The organism is Gillisia sp. Hel_I_86 (assembly GCF_007827275.1).
Classification (GTDB): domain Bacteria; phylum Bacteroidota; class Bacteroidia; order Flavobacteriales; family Flavobacteriaceae; genus Gillisia.
Genome location: NZ_VISE01000001.1, coordinates 988,494 through 1,008,579, shown reverse-complemented (window position 1 = coordinate 1,008,579; position 20,086 = coordinate 988,494). Strand labels below are relative to the sequence as shown.

Annotated in this window: 15 protein-coding genes; 4 read left to right on the top strand and 11 right to left on the bottom strand. The window is 38.1% G+C overall.

The window, feature by feature from the left end; all coding sequences use genetic code 11:
• Positions 1-248 precede the first annotated feature (248 nt).
• Both JM83_RS04425 and JM83_RS04420 read right to left on the bottom strand, forming a co-directional pair.
• Positions 249-803, bottom strand: coding sequence for a nuclear transport factor 2 family protein (locus JM83_RS04425; protein ID WP_144959749.1), 555 nt, complete (start codon positions 801-803; stop codon positions 249-251).
• Between the two features lie 33 nt (positions 804-836).
• Positions 837-1,442 (bottom strand): hypothetical protein, encoded by a 606-nt coding sequence (locus JM83_RS04420; protein ID WP_144959747.1) that lies wholly within the window; start codon positions 1,440-1,442, stop codon positions 837-839.
• A 144-nt stretch (positions 1,443-1,586) separates the two neighbouring features.
• Here JM83_RS04420 and JM83_RS04415 point away from each other — a divergent pair, with 144 nt between their 5' ends.
• Positions 1,587-2,531, top strand: coding sequence for an NAD-dependent epimerase/dehydratase family protein (locus tag JM83_RS04415; RefSeq protein ID WP_144959745.1), 945 nt, complete (start codon positions 1,587-1,589; stop codon positions 2,529-2,531).
• A gap of 94 nt (positions 2,532-2,625) precedes the next feature.
• Here the strand turns inward: JM83_RS04415 and JM83_RS04410 are convergent, their stop codons facing one another.
• From JM83_RS04410 to JM83_RS04375, 8 genes are all read right to left on the bottom strand, one after another.
• Positions 2,626-2,823, bottom strand: a complete 198-nt coding sequence (locus JM83_RS04410; protein WP_026837247.1) for a cold-shock protein — start codon at positions 2,821-2,823, stop codon at positions 2,626-2,628.
• Between the two features lie 100 nt (positions 2,824-2,923).
• The gene (locus JM83_RS04405) at positions 2,924-3,163 is read right to left on the bottom strand and encodes a hypothetical protein (RefSeq protein ID WP_144959743.1); all 240 of its coding nucleotides are present in this window, start codon (positions 3,161-3,163) and stop codon (positions 2,924-2,926) included.
• Positions 3,164-3,166: 3 nt separating this feature from the next.
• The gene (locus JM83_RS04400; RefSeq protein ID WP_144959742.1) at positions 3,167-4,957 is read right to left on the bottom strand and encodes a chloride channel protein; all 1,791 of its coding nucleotides are present in this window, start codon (positions 4,955-4,957) and stop codon (positions 3,167-3,169) included.
• Between the two features lie 132 nt (positions 4,958-5,089).
• The gene (aspS, locus tag JM83_RS04395; RefSeq protein WP_144959740.1) at positions 5,090-6,838 is read right to left on the bottom strand and encodes an aspartate--tRNA ligase; all 1,749 of its coding nucleotides are present in this window, start codon (positions 6,836-6,838) and stop codon (positions 5,090-5,092) included.
• Between the two features lie 163 nt (positions 6,839-7,001).
• Positions 7,002-10,493 carry an efflux RND transporter permease subunit gene (locus JM83_RS04390; protein WP_144959738.1) on the bottom strand — a complete coding sequence of 1,164 codons (3,492 nt, stop codon included), beginning with the start codon at positions 10,491-10,493 and terminating at the stop codon, positions 7,002-7,004.
• Positions 10,494-10,507: 14 nt separating this feature from the next.
• The gene (locus tag JM83_RS04385) at positions 10,508-11,668 is read right to left on the bottom strand and encodes an efflux RND transporter periplasmic adaptor subunit (RefSeq protein WP_144959736.1); all 1,161 of its coding nucleotides are present in this window, start codon (positions 11,666-11,668) and stop codon (positions 10,508-10,510) included.
• A gap of 22 nt (positions 11,669-11,690) precedes the next feature.
• Positions 11,691-13,055, bottom strand: a complete 1,365-nt coding sequence (locus tag JM83_RS04380; protein WP_144959734.1) for a TolC family protein — start codon at positions 13,053-13,055, stop codon at positions 11,691-11,693.
• A complete protein-coding gene (locus JM83_RS04375) occupies positions 13,055-13,666 on the bottom strand; it encodes a TetR/AcrR family transcriptional regulator (RefSeq protein WP_144959732.1) in 612 nt (203 codons plus the stop codon). Before JM83_RS04375 ends, JM83_RS04380 begins: the two co-directional genes overlap by 1 nt.
• A gap of 532 nt (positions 13,667-14,198) precedes the next feature.
• Here JM83_RS04375 and JM83_RS04370 point away from each other — a divergent pair.
• Positions 14,199-15,173, top strand: coding sequence for a polyprenyl synthetase family protein (locus tag JM83_RS04370; protein WP_144959730.1), 975 nt, complete (start codon positions 14,199-14,201; stop codon positions 15,171-15,173).
• Here JM83_RS04370 and JM83_RS04365 read toward each other — a convergent pair.
• The gene (locus JM83_RS04365; RefSeq protein WP_144959728.1) at positions 15,170-15,718 is read right to left on the bottom strand and encodes an alpha-ketoglutarate decarboxylase; all 549 of its coding nucleotides are present in this window, start codon (positions 15,716-15,718) and stop codon (positions 15,170-15,172) included. The genes JM83_RS04370 and JM83_RS04365 overlap by 4 nt on opposite strands.
• A gap of 110 nt (positions 15,719-15,828) precedes the next feature.
• On the opposite strand from JM83_RS04365, the gene JM83_RS04360 reads away from it, so the two are divergent.
• Both JM83_RS04360 and odhB read left to right on the top strand, forming a co-directional pair.
• Positions 15,829-18,606 carry a 2-oxoglutarate dehydrogenase E1 component gene (locus JM83_RS04360; RefSeq protein ID WP_144959726.1) on the top strand — a complete coding sequence of 926 codons (2,778 nt, stop codon included), beginning with the start codon at positions 15,829-15,831 and terminating at the stop codon, positions 18,604-18,606.
• Between the two features lie 69 nt (positions 18,607-18,675).
• Positions 18,676-20,001 carry a 2-oxoglutarate dehydrogenase complex dihydrolipoyllysine-residue succinyltransferase gene (odhB, locus tag JM83_RS04355; protein ID WP_144959724.1) on the top strand — a complete coding sequence of 442 codons (1,326 nt, stop codon included), beginning with the start codon at positions 18,676-18,678 and terminating at the stop codon, positions 19,999-20,001.
• The last annotated feature ends 85 nt before the right edge of the window (positions 20,002-20,086 follow it).

Here is a 20,086-nt window from a genome sequence, read left to right as displayed (position 1 = left end):
TGAATTATAATTATTAGAGGCAATGGTTGTGTTCATATCAAAATTATAATGTGTAGTAGGGATGTCAGGTTGCACAATTCGACTTCGCTCAATACAGGCTAAAGTCTAAACCTTCTTTTTAAGCTAAAAAGTTCTCGACTGCGCTCGAACTGACAAAACTAAATATTTTAACTGTTTGAAGATCAATAAAATAATTGATAAAAATCGTATGTGGTTGTCTGCCGACCTCTCGTAATTATTTGAAATGCTTACTTCTCAGACTGAAACTTTGCGATTAAAAGACTATCGGTCTCTTTTTTTAAAGCAGTAATTTCTGCAACATTGTCATTGGGAATGGCAATAGAAAGCACATAATGTTTCACTTTCCAATTCCCGTCTACATTTTCCATTACACCAGACCCTCTACAAATTCCCATTTGCGTACTTAACAATTCATCGAACCAAGCCAGATCATTCCTATTTTCTGTGTAGATATTTCGTTCCAAAGTTGTGAAGCTCCAGGCTTTTCCTTTATCGAAATAAGGCTTGGAGAATTCACGGAACTCTTTGTGTTGCCAGTTTTCGGTAGCATCGGTACCAAGGAAAACTCCATCTTTTGTCATTAACCCGAAATACGCTTCAAAATTAGCTTCGGCAGCTGCATTGTGCCAATTCTCTAGTGCAGTATTTATTTTTTCTTTTGAATTTTTTTCGGGAGCCATCCTTTGAGATTCCGATTTTTCTGAAGATGTTTCATCTTTTTGAGAGTTGGCGTTATTGCATGAAAAATTTGCAATTAAAAGGAGAAGGACTAATTTTTTCATATTTCTGAAGAAGTTAATTTTGAGATATATCAATTAAATAGAGTCGCGTATTTTCTTAAGGTTCATTGGTCTTTTTCGCAATGGCGGTATCAACCTGTTTGTTGGTTGTTCTTCTTCATTTTCAATTTCATCCAATTCTTCTTCAAATTCCTCTAAGGTTTTCAGGAAGAGTTCATTTACCTGAATTTTGAAATTGTTCCACTCTAAAGGCAGTTCTTTTGCTGTTTTAGAAATTTCTTCAGGATTCACTGTTCTTTTATTGGCGAGTTGCTGCAAGATCTTAGACTTCGTTACGAGCACTCCCAATCTGGCCCTAACCGCATTGGATTTTAATCTTGCCGGCACCGTCTCCTGCAAAGATTTCATGATTTCCGTTATTGGTGCAGCATTAGCAATCACATCATTCAGTGTATAATTCTTAAGGTTTTCAATCTCACTTTGAGCAGTGATATAAGCCAACCATTCATTGGTGATCTCTTGAGCCTCGGGCAAAAGAGTTACCTCCATTTTTGAAGCTTCCAATTTCTTGGCAAGAGCTAATTGAACTTCTTTTTTGGTTGACTCATTTGTGGTTTCTGTCTTTTTTTGGTTGCAGCCAACTATTAAAACTATAATCAATATCCAGAAGAAGGTTTTCATAAGCGAATCTTGTAAGGCAAAGTTAAGGAAAAAGCCTTCCAAAAAAAGGCTGCTATAAAGTTGTGAGAGGAAACCTGCTTTTTTAGGTAGAAGTTTGTTTCATCCTTATTGAATTGGATATATTTGCGCAGTAAAATAGAAAGAATGAATTCTAAGAGAATATTGATCATTGGGGCTTCAGGACAGATTGGAAGCGAGCTAAGTTTGAAATTGCGAGTGCTTTATGGGAACGAAAATGTTGTTGCCAGCGATATAAAAAAGGGGGGAAAAGAATTAATGGCATCAGGCCCTTTTGAGATCATGGATGCTACAGATGAAGAGGGAATTGCGAACTTAGTCGAGAAGTACGAGATCACTGATGTATATTTAATGGCAGCAATGTTGAGTGCTACGGGAGAGAAAATGCCAATGAAAGCGTGGGATCTAAATATGGATTCTCTTTTTATTGTTCTTAACCTTGCGAAAGAAAAGAAGATTAACAAAGTATTCTGGCCTTCTAGTATTGCTGTTTTTGGACCAAGTACTCCAAAACAAAACACTCCACAGACCACCATTATGGAACCTACCACAGTTTATGGAATGAGTAAGCAAACCGGAGAGCGCTGGTGTGAATATTACTTCAGAAAATTTGGGGTAGATGTTAGGAGCATCAGATATCCCGGGATCATTAGTTACAAGACCTTGCCCGGTGGTGGAACTACAGATTATGCCATCGAGATCTTCCATGAAGCGATTAAATCTGGCAATTATACTTCCTTTCTAAGTGAAGATACCGCTTTGCCAATGATGTTTATGGACGATGCCATTAAAGCGACTATTGATATTATGGAAGCCCCTAAAGAAAAAGTGAAGATAAGATCTTCTTATAATTTATCTGCAATCAGTTTTACGCCTAAAGAGCTTGCAGAAGCTATTAAAGCTGAATTGCCAGAATTTGAAATTACATACAATCCAGACTTTAGACAAGAGATCGCCGATTCCTGGCCAAGTAGTATTAATGACACTTCTGCAAGGGAAGATTGGGGCTGGAAGCATACATATGATCTACAAAAACTTACTCAAGCGATGTTAGAAGGATTAAAGGATTAAATCCCTTTTAGCCTGAAGATAAAGCAAACAAAAAAACCCGTCTGAATTAATTCAGACGGGTTTTTAAATCTTCGAATTAAATATAAAAAATATATTAATCGTGGATCAAACGAACTTGAGCAGCCGTTAGTCCTTTTCTTCCTTCTTCTTCAACGTACTCAACTTTGTCGCCTTCATTTAAAGACTCTCCATTAAGACCTGTAACGTGCACGAAAATGTCTCTTCCTGTATCGTCGTTAGTGATGAATCCGTAACCTTTAGACTCATTGAAAAATTTAACTGTACCTTCCATTGTAATAAAATAAAAATTAATAAAGAACAAACTTACATAATATAATTTACCCTTTTTGCTCAATTAAGAATATTTTTTACCATTATTAATTATATCCCTTTTAATTCCTGCGGTTATCGCGCATTTTCTCCATGTTTTCTTTTGAAAAGGTATAATCGCTTAATTTTTTTCCTTTCCACCGAACGTATAGGAAGATGGGCATCAGGATAAAAGCACTTGCAAGTACCGCAATTCCTATTATTCTATCCCCTAAGATCATTTCATTGTTCATTCTAAAATAGAAGCCAATTCCAATGGCAATTAGGATAGATATCGCCAGTATTTTAATAATTAATTTCATTGGTTAAACGGTTACTTCAATTAATTTCTGTCTATATGCGGTGAGCAATTTAGATTTGGATACAAACCCGATATACGTATCATTTTCTATTACTGGTAAATTCCATGCATCACTTTCCTGGAATTTTTTCATTATATCCTGCATTCCATCTTTTCTGATATCAATAATTTCAGGGGCCTGTTGCATAAGCTCCTGAACGGTGACCTTGTCGTATAGATCCCTGTCGAACATAATGGGCCTTATATCGTCCAATAATATAATGCCTACAAAATGTCCTTTATGATCCAATACCGGATATAAATTTCTGGAAGATTTGGTTACGCCTTTATGTATTACATCTCCCAAGGTCATATCTATTTCCAATTTAATAAAATTAGTTTCAACTAGCCTTCTAATATTCATTAAAGTGAGTACGGCTTTATCTTTATCATGTGTTAAAAGTTCCCCTTTCATTGCCAGTTCCATGGTGTAAACAGAATGTGGTTGGAACTGATTTGTGATCATATAGGAAATGGTTGCCGTAATCATTAAAGGCACAAAAAGGCCATAGCCCCCTGTAAGTTCTGCTATTAAGAAAATAGCGGTAAGAGGAGCATGTAAAACACCCGCCATTAGTCCTGCCATACCTACCAATGTAAAGCTGCTTACAGAGATAGGATTTTTTAAGAACCCCAAGTTATTTACCAATAGTGCAAAAACATGGCCCATGGCACTTCCCATAAAAAGAACAGGTGCAAAGATACCTCCAACCCCACCAGCTCCAAAGGTGAGGGAGGTGGCAATAATTTTAAAGATAACCAGTCCGGCCAAAAGAGCGATCACTATCCAGATATTTTCGAGATAATCGTTAAATAAATTGGTTCCCAATGCTTTTAGGTAGTTTTCGTGCAATAAGTTGTTTATCACATTATAACCTTCCCCGTAAAGTGGCGGGATCATATAAACCAGTATTCCTAAGCCTATTCCTCCAAACAACAGCCTTTTTAAAGGAGAGCCAAATTTTTTGAATAGTTCATTGATTTTGAAATACATACTTGTAAAATACATGGAACAAATTGCAGCTAAAATTCCTAACATTATATAAAATGGGACTTCAGAAATAATAAATTTGTCTTTTAGCTGAAACGGTAAAATAATATCCGATCCGAAGAAAAAATAGGAGGTAAGTATTGCGGAAACCGAAGCGATAAGCAAGGGCAACATAGAAACCAAAGTAAGGTCCAAACTAAATACTTCAATAGCAAAAATTATTGCAGCAATGGGGGCTTTAAAGATAGATGACATGGCTCCTGCAGCGGCACAACCAATTAATAGGGTGCGATGAGTCTGACTCATTTGAAACAGCCTAGCGATATTGGAACCCAAAGAGGCACCAGTGGCAACTGTTGGGCCTTCCAGTCCTACAGATCCTCCAAAGCCCACGGTAATTGGAGCCGTAAGCAAGGATCCATACATCTGGAAAGGTTTCATGAGCCCCTTTCGTTTGGAAATCGCATATAAAGTAGACGGAATCCCATGACCAAGTTTTTTATGGAAGCCGTATTTTAGAATCACTAGAGTAAGTGCAAGCCCAATAATTGGAAAAATGAAATAGAAAGCATGATACACATTTGTAATTAGTTTTCCTTCTAACAATTCCTGAATGAAGTGCGTCAGGTTTTTAATCAAAACTGCACCTAAACCACTGGCCAACCCAATGAGGGCGCTTAGAATTAAAATAAATTGATGTTGAGTAAGATTATTAGTCTTCCAAAGCAAAAATTTTTGAAAACCGGGTTTGGCTCGTGAGAACATCTAGGATGTTGAAATTATTGAACAGTGAAAATGGTATTACTAATATATCAAGATAAAATCAATTAGGAGTTCTATACTTTCTCAATAAAAATCCTAAAAGGTATCCAACCTTGTTTTAAAATGAATCTTGCCCTATTCCGTTACTCGCAAATGCAATTCTCCAAGTTGGGCGTCACCCAATTTCGAAGGTGCATCTATCATGATATCCCGCCCGGAATTGTTCTTTGGGAAAGCGATATAGTCCCGAATTGTTTCATGTCCTCCCAAGATTGCTACCAACCTGTCAAATCCAAAAGCAATCCCGCCATGTGGTGGTGCGCCATATTGGAATGCGTCCATCAAAAATCCAAATTGCGCTTTTGCTTCTTCCGGGGTAAAGCCTAGATAATCAAACATTTTAGCCTGAGTTTCTTTATCGTGAATACGAATAGAACCTCCACCTATTTCATTTCCGTTCATCACCAAATCATAAGCATTTGCCCTTACCCTCCCTGGCTCTGTAGCTAAAAGCTTGATATCTTCAGGCTTTGGAGAGGTAAATGGGTGGTGCATTGCATGATACCTTTTGGATTCTTCATCCCATTCTAAAAGAGGGAAATCTACTACCCAAAGCGGAGCAAATTCTTTCGGATTTCTCAAGTCTAGTTCTGTAGCTAATTGCATTCTTAAAGCACTAAGCTGAGTCCGGGTTTTATTGGCATCTCCAGACATCACCAAAATAAGGTCTCCGGGATTTGCTCCAGTTGCAGTTGCCCAGGTTTTTAGATCCTCTTCAGAATAAAATTTATCTACCGAAGATTTTAAAGTTCCATCTTCATTGTATTTTGCCCACACCATGCCGCTGGCACCAACTTGTGGGCGCTTCACCCACTCGATAAGTTTATCTATCTGCTTTCTTGTATAAGATGCAGCTCCAGGAACCGCAATTCCAACAATAAGCTCTTGCTGATCGAACACATTGAACCCTTTGTTTTTTGCCAGCTCGTTCAATTCTGCAAACTCCATCCCAAAACGAATGTCCGGTTTGTCGTTTCCATATTTTCTCATAGCGTCGGCATAGGTCATCCTTGGAAAATCACCTATTTCCACCCCTTTGATTTCTTTAAGTAAATGGCGGGTCAATCCTTCAAAGATATTCAAGATGTCTTCTTGCTCCACAAATGCCATTTCACAGTCAATCTGTGTAAATTCCGGCTGCCTGTCTGCTCTAAGGTCTTCATCCCTAAAACATTTCACGATCTGGAAATATTTATCCATTCCGCCCACCATCAACAATTGCTTAAAGGTTTGTGGGGATTGTGGCAATGCGTAAAACTGACCTTCGTTCATCCTACTTGGCACTACAAAATCCCGAGCTCCTTCTGGAGTGGATTTTATAAGATAAGGGGTTTCCACTTCAATAAATCCTTCTTCAGAAAGGTAATTTCTCACCTTCATTCCCACTTTATGACGGAACATTAGATTTTCCTTCACAGGATTTCTACGAATGTCCAAATAGCGATATTTCATACGAAGTTCCTCGCCACCGTCGGTTTCATTTTCAATAGTGAAAGGAGGGGTTAAGGAAGCATTCAATATTTCCAATCCTGTAACCAAAATTTCAATACCCCCTGTTGGAAGTTGCGGATTCTTGGATTCGCGCTCGATCACTTTTCCGGTCACCTGAATTACAAATTCGCGACCCAATTGTACTGCTTTTTCCATCATTTCCAAAGGAGTACGCTCCTCGTCAAAAATAAGTTGCGTTACCCCATAACGATCCCTAAGATCTACCCAGATCATAAAGCCTTTATTTCGGGTCTTTTGAACCCAACCAGACAGGGTAACTTCTTGATTTATATGAGTTTCTCTTAATTCCCCACAACTATGACTTCTATACATAACGCACTATTGAATTTTGGTTTGCAAAAGTAAGAAGAACTGCTGGTTTCTTTAAATATTTAAGTGTAAAATTAGTAAAGATCAAAATTAGAGGATTTTTCTTTGATCGTAAAAAAACCCGAAACAATCGGTTTCGGGTTTGTAGAAATAATAGGGCTATTAATTAGGTAGTTGAAAGTGCTTCTTTTTCCCGCTCTTTTCTATCTGCTCGTTGTTTTCTTTTATTTGCAAACCTAACTTTGGCCCTGTTCACCAAATAGAACATAACTGGCACAACAATGAGCGTGAGGAAAGTGGCGAAAATTAATCCGAAGATCACGGTCCATGCTAATGGGCCCCAGAAAATCACGTTATCCCCACCTATATAAATTGCGGGATCATAATCTGTAAACAATCCGAAGAAATCTATATTAAACCCTACTGCCAATGGGATAAGTCCTAAGACCGTAGTAATGGCCGTTAGTAGGACCGGTCTTAGACGCGATCTTCCACCCTCCACAATTATTTCAAAATATTGTTCTTTGGTCAGGAGGTCTTCATCTTCAATCTTTAAATCCAATTTCTTTCTATCTATAAGGATTTGAGTATAATCTATTAATACAATAGCGTTATTTACTACAATTCCTGCCAGGGAAATAATCCCCATCATGGTCATGATAATCACAAAATCCATTTGGAAAACCACAAGACCAATAAATACCCCCGCCAAACTTAAAACAATGGCCATTAAGATGATTATGGGTTTGGAAACCGAGTTGAACTGTCCAACCAGGATCAGTAAAATACCTCCCATGGCATAGAATAATGCCAATAAAAGAAAGGACATGTTTTCTGATTGTTCTTCTTGTTCCCCTGTAAAAGAATATGAAATGTTTTGTGGGGTTTCGTAATTTTCCAATTCAGATTTTAAATCTGTGACCAATTCTGTTGGATTGTAGCCACCAAGTACGTTGGAATATACCGTAATAACACGTTTAAGATCCTTTCGTTTAATAGAACTAAAAGAAGAAGTGTTCTTTTTTGTTATTAATGAAGAAATAGGGACCTGAATAAGATTTCCACTATTGTCCCTAAAGGTTACCGGCTGATTGAACAAGGCGTTCTCATCATGTCTAAATTTGTCTGCAAACCTCACATTGATTTCATAATCGTCGTCACCGTCTTTGTAAGTGGAAATTTCTTCTCCATAAATGGCACGCCTTAAAGTTTGCCCTACATCTGCCGTAGAGACCCCCAACTGTCCTGCTTTTTCGCGGTTCACAGTGATGTCCATCTCTGGTTTGGCTTTGTTCACATCGATTTTTAGCGCTTCAATTCCGGCGAGATTAAGGCTTTCTATGTGAGCCCTCATGTTCTCTGCTTCTTTCAGCATCTCGTCGTAGTTATCGCCCTTTAGCTCGATGTTAACGGGATATCCTGAAGGAGGTCCGGCGGCATCTTTTTCTACAATAATTGAGGCTCCCGGAAAGCCTTTAACAGCATCCCTAACTTCTTCCAGAACCGTACTGCTTTTGATACCTCTTCTAAGTTTAAAGTCGCGCATGGACAGCGTGACTTTTCCTTTTTGAGGCATTTCATTCGCTTGTCCTGCATCTGTTTGAGGGTTTCCTGCACCTTGACCGACCTGGGAAATCGCAGATTCTACCATATAATTATAGCCATCTGGATCTTCATATTTGCTGATGGCTTCAAAAATCCTGTTTTCAACTAATTTGGTGAGTTTATTTGTTTTTTCAATGTCTGTTCCTTCGGGATATTCGAGATATGTGATAATTTGATTTGGTTCATTTTCCGGGAAGAACAGCACTTTTGGCTGTACCAAGGCAACCAGTACAAAGGATAGGATTAACAACACAAAGGTGCCCACAAAGAACCAATAGGCTTTTCTGCCCCTAAGCGCAAACTTTAAGGTCCTTTCGTAAAAGTTTTCAAGCTTTTTCAAGGCTTTAAATTGAAAATAGTCTACCGCACCTGCAAGCAAATACTTATAAACCCAAAGCATAATGGCCGTAAGGATAATTAAATTCCCCAATCCTCGAAATCCTCCAGAATCTATTGCAAATCCTGTTATTAAAAATACCACCCCAATTATGGTTAGGATTAGACTCCATCTAATCAGCTTTTTCTTGGTTAAAGATTCTTCTTCCGTTTTCATGAACTTGGAAGTAAGCATCGCATTAATAATCAATGCTACAAATAGGGACGATCCCAATACTACCGATAGGGTTATTGGGAAGTAAATCATGAATTTCCCAATAGTCCCGGGCCATAGACCTAGAGGAAAGAAGGCTGCCAAGGTGGTCGCGGTAGATGCAATAATTGGCCATGCAATTTCCCCCATTCCCTGTTTTGCCGCTTTTATTCGTGGCATCCCTTGATCCATAAGGGTATATACATTCTCTACAACAACAATTCCATTATCCACAAGCATTCCCAGACCCATTACCAACCCAAAAAGCACCATGGTGTTTAAGGTAAACCCAAAGGAGGAGAGCACAAATAGGGACAGTAACATAGATAGCGGTATCGCAAAACCAACAAACAGTGCATTTCTAAACCCTAAGAAAAACATCAATACCAAGACCACGAGAATTACCCCGAAGATGATGTTGTTGACCAAATCGTCTACCTGGTTTTGGGTCTTAATGGACTGATCGTTCGTAAGGGAAATTTTTAATTGTTCTGGGAAATAATCCTCTTGCTCCTTTTTAATTAATTCTTTGATTTGCTCTACGGCTTCAATCATGTTTTTACCGGCACGCTTTTTAATGTCCAACATCACCACTGGTGTTCCATATTCCCTTGCGTAGGTGGTCGCTTCTTTTTCTTTGAATTTTATATCAGCAATATCTTTTAGAAAAACGATTCCACCATCCCTTTTTATCACCACATTCTCTAGTTCCTTTGGATCGTCTATTTCACCAATGATCCGAATGTTTTTTTCCACTCCATTACTAATAACGTTTCCTCCCGAAATCGTGTTGTTTTCTCCCCTTACTGCATTGATGATATCGCTAAAACTTACTACTGAAGCTGTCATTTTATAAATATCCACCGCAATTTCGACCTCCATTTCTTCGGCGCCACGAATACTGGCTTCCTTAATTTGAGGCAATAACTCTATTTTGTCTTGAAGATATTCGGCATAATCCTTTAATTGCTGTACAGGATAGTTTCCGGTAAGGTTGATGTTTAAAATAGGTTGCTCTTCAGATATGTTTAAATCGAAAACATTTGGCTCTACCTTGGCTCCATTATCCAGTGTGGGCCATGTGGTTTCAGACTTTACCTGGTCTACCTTATCTTTTACCAATTGTTTGGCGAAGGGAATTTCCATATCTTCTTCAAATTCCACAATTATCATGGAATAATCTTGAAGCGTGGTAGAAGTTATTTCCTTTACCCCCGCAACATTGTTGAATTCTTGTTCTAAAGGTTCGGTGATAAATTTCTCCACATCTTCGGCAGAGTTTCCAGGGTTTATGGAACTCACATAGATCTTGGTTTCCACGATTTCTGGAAAAGCTTCCCTTGGCATGCTGTAATAGGAGAAAATACCTAAAAATAAAATGATACCAATGATAACATACACGGTCATTTTGTTATCTATCGCCCAAGAAGAAATGCTAAATTCTTTATACGGATTCTTACTCATAATAACGTTCTTTCTTAGTTAATTGCAGTTACCCGTTGCCCATCCCGTATGCTTTTTGCGCCTTCTAGGATAATGATATCGCCAGCACTTAATCCGCTTTTTACCTCGATATTATTTTGATAAATGGAACCCAATTCCAATATTGCCTTTTTAGCAATCCCAACGCTGTCGTTTATTGCTTCATAAATGTATGCGATGCTTTCCCCGTTGGAATTTTCCTGAAGTATGTTTTCTGGAATTGTAATGGTGTTTTCACTGGTATAGTCGTTTACCTTGACCGTTGCTATAAGGTTTGGTTTTACAAAACCATCCTTATTGGGAATTTCAATTTGCACATCAAAGGTCCTGTTGTCCGGATTAATATAATTTCCCACCTGTCTAACAATTCCTTTATAATCCTGGCCTATAGAAGAGAGGTTCACCATGACTTCTGTTCCTTTTTTAATGCTTTTCGTATAATTTTCGGGGATTGAAGCTTTCACATACATGTTATCCAGATTTACCAATCTAATCACTTCTGTTTGTCCTTGATTTACAACTTGCCCTTGATCTGCGATCACATTGTCCACAACTCCGCTAAAAGGGGCGGTAATTACTGTTCTTGCCAATTGAGATCTTAGTTGGTTGGAAGCATTCTTTAAAGATTCGAAATTGGATTTTGCCTCTAGGTACTGGATCTCGGATCCAATCTTCTGATTCCATAATCGCTCCTGCCGCTCAAAGGTTGTCTCGGCCAGGGAAGTTTGGGTTTCTTGTTGTGCCAATTGGCTGGAAAGACCGGCATCATCTATAGTCGCCAAGCGCTGTCCTTTGGTAACTTTTTGCCCAGGTTTAACGTAGATATTGGTTAAGACCCCAGAATAATTTGGGTATAAAATAATGTTTTGATCTGTTTCTACATTTCCCTGAACTTCTACAAAATGTTTAAACAGGGTATCGTTAAGGGTTCGTGTAGTAACCAACACCGGCAATTCGTCTTTTTCTTTAGACTGGATGTATTCATTGAGCTTTTCCAAATCCAACCTTAAACTTTTCTGCTGGTTGTTCAATTCGGTTTTTTTTGCTTTTATGGCGGTAAGGTCCCCGTTGCTAATTAAAGAATCCACAGATTCGTTTTTGTTTGCACAGGAAGCGAGTAAAAAACTTAATGCTGATATATATAATAACTTTTTCATGTTCTTAAAATTGGAGGGTTTTTTAATTTTCTTTTGAATATTTTGTGGTGTCCAGTAGATTTTCCAGTTCTGTTTTGGTGGTGATTACTTCCAACATAGCTTGTAAATATTCCTGCTGTGCCCTATATAATTGTTGTTGTGCGTCGTTTAATTCGAAACTGGAAGACAATCCTTCTAAAAATTTAACCTGATTTTTATTTTCTATGCGTTCGGCGAGATCCAAACTTTTACCTTTGTTGGCATAGTTCTCCAAGCTAAATTCATAATCGTTTTTAGCCGATTGAATTTCCAATTCCACCTGATTTTTAGTGAATTCCAATTGCAGTAAAGATTGCTCAAATTGAATTTGCTTTTGTGCGGTTTTGGCACTTCTTGAGCCACTACTAAAAATTGGCACATTTAGGCTAAGGCCCAACACAGATTGATCGTAATAGATTTGATTGTTATTGAAAAAACTAAAACTCTCGCTGTTCCCTTGTGTCCCGTAATTTAGAAAAGCACTCAAAGTGGGCAAGGCCTTGCTTTTTTCAAGTTTCACCAAGATCTCTGCCTGGTTGCTTTGATCTTCTGCCAATCTATAATCTATATTTTCTTCTACCGGAATTTCTTTGTTCAGCAATTGCAAGTCAAAATTATCGGTACTCAATTGTTCTAGGTTGTCCACCGCAACTATAGAATTTTCCACCGGGATTCCCATACTTAATTTTAGTATGTCGTAGGCAATCACTTCCAAGCGTTGCGCATTGTTCAAACTGGTTTCCACACCAAGTAAAGTGATTTCCAGCTGCTCTACAGACTCTTCTTCAATAAGACCATTCTCGTAAGTGACTTTCGTGTCGTTATAATTTTTCTGAATGGAAGTAAGGTTCCTTTTGGAAATTTCCACGCTTTCCCTTGCCAGCAATACATTCCCGTAAGCATCGGTAATGGTTTGTTTTACCTCCAGGTCCGTTTTTACCTTGGCGTTTTCCGAAATTTTCAACAAGGTTTTTGCAGATTGCACTCCTACTATATAGGAGCCGTCAAATATCAACTGATTCCAGATTGCTGTAGCAGTTAAATTTTGCTTGGTTCCAAAAGTAACGGGCACAAATGTTCCTGGATCTCCACCAGCAATCTCACCAGGTAAAATTGTGACAGGCAGTTTTATGTTGTTCCTATATTCTGCATTGCCACTTATTTGTGGTAGGCCCTGAGCAATAATTTCCCACTTTTGTTTCAATGCAATTGCAACATCCTTGCTAGCAATTTCTGAATTATAGCTATTTTCCAATCCATACGCAACGGCTTCTTCCAGTGTATAGGTTTGTACGGGATTGGTGTCTACATCCTGTGCGTATATAAGGACAGGGAACGCAAGAAAGAGGGTTAGGATAATCTTTTTCATTACTTGTTTTCAGGTATTTTTTTGATGAATTGATTGAGTGTTTTTATTCCCTTATCTGTTACTATGGCGCGTAAATGATATTCAAGATAATTCTGCATTAACTCAGGAGTGCTAATTTCTTCAGGTGGGAAAATATCATTATCCTTGATTCCCGTAATCCCTATAAAATAGATCTTAGAGATAAATGAAACGGGGATGTCCTTTCGGTAAATTCCGGTTTCTATCCCCCTGTTTAAATTATCCACCACACAGCTCTGCATAATTTCATATTGTTTTTTCTTTAGTAACGCAGCTGTCTTAGGGTAATATTTGTTTAGTTGATATTGTGGCGACGAGCGTTCATTATTTAAATGCTGCATCGCAAAGTCCTTTATTTCGAAAGTCTCTTCTATCACATTTAGCTTTTTGGCACTAATGCAATTGATACCGGTTGAAATAATATCAAAAATATGAAGTGAAGCTGCTTCCACTAATTTTGTTTTGGTAGAAAAGTGGGCATAGATGGTCTTTTTTGAGATCCCCATTTCTGAGGCAATATCATCCATCGTTACACTTTTAAATCCGAAGTTTAAAAATAGCTCCACAGCTTTATGTAAAATTTTCTCTCTCACGCTAATTATAAATTTCGGCAAAAGTACAGCAAGGAAACTTTAAAAACAAAAAAAGTTTCCAAAGTTTAATATTGAGTCCCCTACGAAAAGCAGCTTTAATTTTAGAAACACAAAAAGTCAAAATTTAAAAACCCTCCAAACCTTGCTCAATAGCCGTATGCAAAATGGCAAAATCCAGAATTATTGACTTTTTTACTCATTACCTGTTTAACTTGAGTTTTCGGAGTAAACTCAATATTTATCAGTTGTGTAAGGTAAAAATCCTAGATTTCGGTGATCTTAGAAACGACGTATATTTAGATTGTTTTCAATAGCTGGGTCTTGCTATCGGCACATAATTATTTTTTCTGATTGAAAAATCAATACAAATCAAAACATTCATTTTCACAAAGTTAAAATCAAGTCTTTGTTCTTGTTTCTTTGAGCAAAGCGGTCTGTAATCTTTAACCAGACGTCAATGAATATTTATATTAAACTTCCTTAAGATTAGAATATATTTTCAATTATGGTATTTTAGCCAAAAATTTTGCGAATGCACACTATTTCTGAATATAGAGAAGCTTTTATTGAGTATTTAAATGCAAAAGTAGAGACTAGAGAACCTAAAAATCTTTACGAACCTATTACTTATATATTGAGTCTTGGAGGAAAGAGATTGCGCCCCGTTCTTGTGCTCATGAGTGCTGAGATATTTGACACCCCTTTTGAAAAAGCCTTGGATGCGGCATTGGCCATAGAGGTGTTTCATAATTTTTCCTTGGTGCATGACGATATTATGGATGATGCTCCATTAAGGAGGGGGGAAGCTACGGTACACGAAAAATGGGATTTAAACACCGGGATACTTTCTGGGGATGCCATGCTTATAAATGCCTATCAATTATTCGAAAATTATGATGGCACGATTTTTAAGGAACTGGCGCAATTGTTTACACAAACGGCAATCCAGGTTTGTGAAGGGCAGCAATACGATATAGATTTTGAGAGTAGGGATGATGTAGAGATTGAGGATTATCTTAAAATGATAGAATATAAGACGGCTGTTTTGGTGGGCGCTTCCTTGCAAATGGGCGCTATCATAGCCGAAACTACTGAAGAGTGCAAAAAAGCGGTATATCAATACGGTAGATTGTTGGGCATTGCATTCCAGTTACAAGACGATTACTTGGATGCCTTTGGAGATCCAGAAACTTTTGGAAAACAACCGGGGGGGGATATTATAGAAAACAAAAAGACATTTTTGTACCTAAAGGCATTAGAGCACTCGGGAAAATTAGATGTTAATAACCTAGAAGATCTTTACTCCATTAATCCTATGGATGCCAGTGGAAAGATAGAGGCTGTAAAAATTATTTTTGAAGAAAGTGGTGCTGCAGAACTTACGAGAAAAGAAATCTCAAAATATACAAACCAAGCCTTTGGGATTCTAGATAAAATGGATTTGCCAAAGAACAAAAAAGCATTGTTAAGGCAGTTTGGCTCTTCCCTAATGGAGCGTGAGGTTTAAAAATATACACTAACAAATGGCATAAAAGCATTGCTATAGAAGCTTTTGTTTTCATCGTACAAAAGATCATAGCGTACGCCGGCGACAACATTTCCTGTGTTGTACCCAATTCCTGCCCAAAGCGCGGGCACCCAATATCTCTCTTCTAAGTCCAAGCCAATCAGTTCATATTTCCTGTGAATATTCAATTCCTGGAATTCTGCTGAAAGTTGAATAAACCTAAGAGGCCTTATTAGCGCCAAGACACTTCCCCCAAGGCTGGTTGCCTTGGATTGGCCTTGTTTGGCGTATGCTGCATTCAATCCTACTCCTGCCGAAACAATTTCATTAAAATCGTAAACTGCCGATGGAGCAATGATTCCTGTAAATTGCTTGTTGCCAAAACTCAATCCCAAGCTACCGCCAAACCTAACCGAATCCCAAAAATCATTCTCCAAATATTGTGCAGCTCCATTTTCTTGTGCTAAAAGGTTATTAACACCAAGAAGACCGGTAAAAAGACAATAAAAGGCTAAATAATTAAGGAGCAGTTTTTTTTTAAACATGTTAAATTTCTTATAAGATGAGGGATAAATATAAGGATTTCTATAAGCTATAAATTCTAAAATTTGTATTTTCGCTTTGTTTAATATAAAAGAAACATTAGTTTCCACCTATGGACAAATTTTCATTTCTAAACGCTGCACCTACAGCTTACTTCGCAAATCTTTACGATCAGTATTTACAAAATCCAGATAGCGTAGAACCTAGTTGGAGAGCTTTCTTTCAAGGTTTCGACTTTGGAATGGAGCAAGATGGAAAACTTTCTCAAGAAGCACATCAGGAAAATGGTGTTGCACCACAAGAGTTCGCGCTAGCCGAAGTCCCGGAAAATATAAGAAAAGAGTTTCAGGTAATCCGATTAATAGACGGTTATAGAACTCGAGGGCATTTGTTTACTAGAACAAATCCAGTAAGGGAACGTAGGCAATATGTACCTACTTTAGCGTTAGAGAATTTCGGATTGACTTCAGAAGATCTAGAGAAAACATTTAGTGCAGGGGAAATTATAGGAATTGGGACCACAACGCTAAAAGATATCGTTGGGCATTTGGAAACGATTTATTGCCAATCTATCGGAGTGGAATATATGTATATCCGAAAGCCTGAGGAGATCGATTGGATTCAGAAAAAACTTAATATCAACGATAATCAGCCTAATTTTAATGACGCCGAAAAAAAGAATATCCTTGCCAAATTAAATAAGGCTGTTTCTTTTGAAAGCTTTTTGCATACCAAATATGTGGGGCAAAAAAGATTTTCTTTAGAAGGGAACGAGAGTTTAATTCCAGCATTGGATATCCTTATAGAAAAAGCTGCAAGTCTTGGTGTAAAAGATTTTGTAATGGGAATGGCTCACCGGGGAAGATTGAATACACTTACCAATATCTTCGGGAAAAGTGCAAAAGACATCTTTAGTGAATTTGATGGCAAGGATTACGAACAAGATATTTTTGATGGAGATGTAAAATATCATTTGGGCTGGACCAGTTGTAGGACTACTGAAAGTGGTAACGGGATAAACATAAACATTGCTCCCAACCCATCTCACTTAGAGACCGTAGGGGCGGTTGTAGAAGGAATTTCCAGAGCAAAACAGGATAGGCATTTTAAAGACGATTTTTCTAAGGTTTTACCCATAATTGTACATGGGGATGCAGCAATTGCAGGCCAAGGTTTGGTATACGAGCTGGTGCAGATGGCGCAATTGGAAGGCTACAAAACTGGTGGAACTATTCATATTGTTGTGAACAATCAAATTGGATTTACTACCAATTATTTAGATGGACGTTCTTCTACTTATTGTACAGATGTGGGAAAAGCGACCCTTTCACCTGTACTTCACGTAAATGCCGATGATGCAGAAGCGGTTGTGCATGCAATTTTATTTGCTTTAGATTTTAGAATGCAATTCAAAAGGGATGTCTTTATAGATCTATTGGGATATAGAAAATATGGGCATAATGAAGGAGATGAGCCAAGATTTACTCAGCCTAAATTATATAAAGCAATTGCAAAGCACCAAAACCCACGGGATATTTATGCTGAAAAATTGATCAAAAGTGGGGTAATTGAAGAGGGTCATGTAAAGAAACTAGAAGAAGAATATAAAGCAAATTTAGAAGAAGAACTAGTAGATTCCCGTAAAGAAGACACTACAAGGATCACCCCTTTCATGCAAGATGAATGGGAGGGATTCGAGAATGTGCAGGAAGACACGATGATGGCTCCTGTAGATACTACTATAGATATAAAGATACTCGATAAGGTTGCTAAAATAATCACGAAACTTCCAGAGGACAAGAAATTCCTTAGAAAGATCGCAAAGCTTATAGAGGCTCGTGAAAAAATGTATTTTGAAACCAATCAATTGGATTGGGCCATGGCAGAACTGCTTGCTTATGGAACTTTGATGACCGAAGGATATAGCGTACGAATGAGTGGGCAAGATATAGAAAGAGGCACTTTTTCTCACCGTCACGCAGTGGTTAAAGTCGAAGAAAGTGAAGAGGAGATCATTCTGCACAATAATATTCCAGACAGAAAAGGGGATTTTAGTATTTACAATTCCTTATTGTCAGAATATGGTGTGGTAGGATTCGATTATGGGTACGCCATGGCGAGTCCAGATACACTCACCATTTGGGAAGCCCAGTTTGGGGATTTTGTGAATGGTGCACAAATCATGATAGATCAGTATATTTCTGCCGCAGAAGATAAGTGGAAATTACAAAATGGCTTGGTAATGTTACTGCCGCATGGATATGAAGGTCAAGGAGCAGAACATTCTTCAGGAAGAATGGAACGTTTTTTACAACTTTGTGCTACAGATAATATGTTTGTTGCCGACGTAACGACTCCTGCAAATATGTACCATTTGTTGAGGAGGCAAATGAAAGTGAATTACAGAAAACCTCTAATAGTATTTACCCCAAAGAGTTTGCTTAGGCATCCAAAAGTGTTGTCCACCAAAGAAGAATTTGCAAGTGGTACTTTCCAAACAGTGATAGACGATGCTACAGCCAAGGTTGATAAAGTAAAATCTTTGGTATTTTGTACCGGTAAATTCTACTACGACCTTTTAAGGCATCAAGAAGATAACAAGAGGGAGGATATCGCGCTGGTTCGTGTAGAGCAATTATTCCCTTTACCTGAAAAAAGGATAAATGAAGTAATGGCTAAATATAAGAATGCCGATGATATTGTCTGGGCCCAGGAAGAACCAAGAAATATGGGGGCATATAGTTATTTATTGTTGCATTTTGATGCAGCAAAAAGCTTTAGGGTTTGCAGTAGAAAGTTCTACGGATCTCCGGCAGCCGGTAGTTCAGTAAGGTTTAAAAAACGACACGAAAAAGTAATTGAAAGCGTATTTGATAAAACAATGGTGTAATCAAATACCAATAAATTTAACACCCTTTCTTAGTAATAAGTAAGTTTTAAAAAAATAAAACAAAAGATCATGGCTTTAGAAATGAAAGTTCCTTCTCCGGGAGAATCTATTACAGAGGTTGAAATAGCTCAATGGCTGGTAGAAGATGGAGATTATGTTGAAAAAGACCAGCCTATTGCTGAAGTAGATAGCGATAAGGCAACCTTAGAACTTCCTGCTGAGGCAAGCGGAATAATTACCCTGAAAGCGGAAGAAGGCGATGCCGTTGCTGTTGGTGCAGTGGTGTGCCTTATAGATACAGATGCCCCAAAACCAGGGGGTGGTGATAAAAAGGAAGCCAAACGCAATGATGAAGCTAAAGAGGAACCTCAAGATGATTCAAAAGATGAATCTGCAGAAAAGGAAGTAAAAGAACAAAGAGAAGAAGCGCCCACAAAAGCTAATAGCGAGAAAGAGGAAGCCTTAACCCAAACTCCTTCCAAACCTTCAACTCCATCTCAGCAACAAGATAAAACGTATGCTACCGGAACCCCGTCCCCTTCTGCCAAGAAGATTTTGGATGAAAAGGGAATAGATTCTAAATCTGTTTCTGGATCTGGACGTGATGGAAGAATCACCAAAGAAGATGCTGTACAAGCAAAAGCTTCTATGGGAACTCCGGGAACTGGGAAAAGAGGAGAAGAGCGTAAAAAAATGTCCATGTTACGTCGTAAAGTGGCGGAACGTTTGGTGAAAGCTAAAAATGAAACAGCCATGCTTACTACTTTTAATGAGGTAGATATGTCGGCTATTTTCTCGTTACGTAAACAATACAAAGAAGAATTCAAGGAGAAGCATGGAGTAGGCTTAGGATTTATGTCCTTCTTTACCCTTGCCGTTGTTCGTGCCCTGGAATTATATCCAGACGTAAACTCTATGTTAGATGGAGATTACCAAATAAAATACGATTACAAAGACATCAGTATTGCAGTATCCGGTCCTAAAGGATTAATGGTTCCTGTAATGCGCAATGTAGAAAACCTTGGTTTTAGGGGAGTAGAAGAGGAAGTGAAGCGTCTTGCAATTCGCGCTAGGGATGGTAAGATCACTGTGGATGAAATGACGGGTGGAACCTTTACTATTTCCAATGGTGGTGTTTTTGGATCCATGTTATCTACGCCAATTATAAATCCACCTCAAAGCGGGATTTTGGGAATGCACAACATTGTGGAAAGACCAGTGGCAATAGATGGTCACGTGGAAATTAGACCTGTCATGTTTGTTGCGCTTTCTTACGATCACAGGGTGATTGATGGAAGAGAGTCTGTTGGTTTCTTGGTTGCTGTTAAAGAAGCTTTAGAGAGTCCGGAAGAATTATTGATGGATAACGATGTGAAAAGAGCATTGGAACTATAGTTCAGGAAGAATATTCATTAAAAAAGGGTGACAATTTTAATTGTCACCCTTTTTCTTGTTATATATCAATTAAAATAAAGCTATT

What these genes read in the sequence shown, in the direction of transcription:
- JM83_RS04425 (WP_144959749.1), bottom strand. Translation starts at nt 803, where the DNA reads ATGAAAAAATTAGTCCTTCTCCTTTTAATTGCAAATTTTTCATGCAAT.
- JM83_RS04420 (WP_144959747.1), bottom strand. Translation starts at nt 1,442, where the DNA reads ATGAAAACCTTCTTCTGGATATTGATTATAGTTTTAATAGTTGGCTGC.
- JM83_RS04415 (WP_144959745.1), top strand. Translation starts at nt 1,587, where the DNA reads ATGAATTCTAAGAGAATATTGATCATTGGGGCTTCAGGACAGATTGGA.
- JM83_RS04410 (WP_026837247.1), bottom strand. Translation starts at nt 2,823, where the DNA reads ATGGAAGGTACAGTTAAATTTTTCAATGAGTCTAAAGGTTACGGATTC.
- JM83_RS04405 (WP_144959743.1), bottom strand. Translation starts at nt 3,163, where the DNA reads ATGAAATTAATTATTAAAATACTGGCGATATCTATCCTAATTGCCATT.
- JM83_RS04400 (WP_144959742.1), bottom strand. Translation starts at nt 4,957, where the DNA reads ATGTTCTCACGAGCCAAACCCGGTTTTCAAAAATTTTTGCTTTGGAAG.
- aspS (WP_144959740.1), bottom strand. Translation starts at nt 6,838, where the DNA reads ATGTATAGAAGTCATAGTTGTGGGGAATTAAGAGAAACTCATATAAAT.
- JM83_RS04390 (WP_144959738.1), bottom strand. Translation starts at nt 10,493, where the DNA reads ATGAGTAAGAATCCGTATAAAGAATTTAGCATTTCTTCTTGGGCGATA.
- JM83_RS04385 (WP_144959736.1), bottom strand. Translation starts at nt 11,668, where the DNA reads ATGAAAAAGTTATTATATATATCAGCATTAAGTTTTTTACTCGCTTCC.
- JM83_RS04380 (WP_144959734.1), bottom strand. Translation starts at nt 13,055, where the DNA reads ATGAAAAAGATTATCCTAACCCTCTTTCTTGCGTTCCCTGTCCTTATA.
- JM83_RS04370 (WP_144959730.1), top strand. Translation starts at nt 14,199, where the DNA reads ATGCACACTATTTCTGAATATAGAGAAGCTTTTATTGAGTATTTAAAT.
- JM83_RS04365 (WP_144959728.1), bottom strand. Translation starts at nt 15,718, where the DNA reads ATGTTTAAAAAAAAACTGCTCCTTAATTATTTAGCCTTTTATTGTCTT.
- JM83_RS04360 (WP_144959726.1), top strand. Translation starts at nt 15,829, where the DNA reads ATGGACAAATTTTCATTTCTAAACGCTGCACCTACAGCTTACTTCGCA.
- odhB (WP_144959724.1), top strand. Translation starts at nt 18,676, where the DNA reads ATGGCTTTAGAAATGAAAGTTCCTTCTCCGGGAGAATCTATTACAGAG.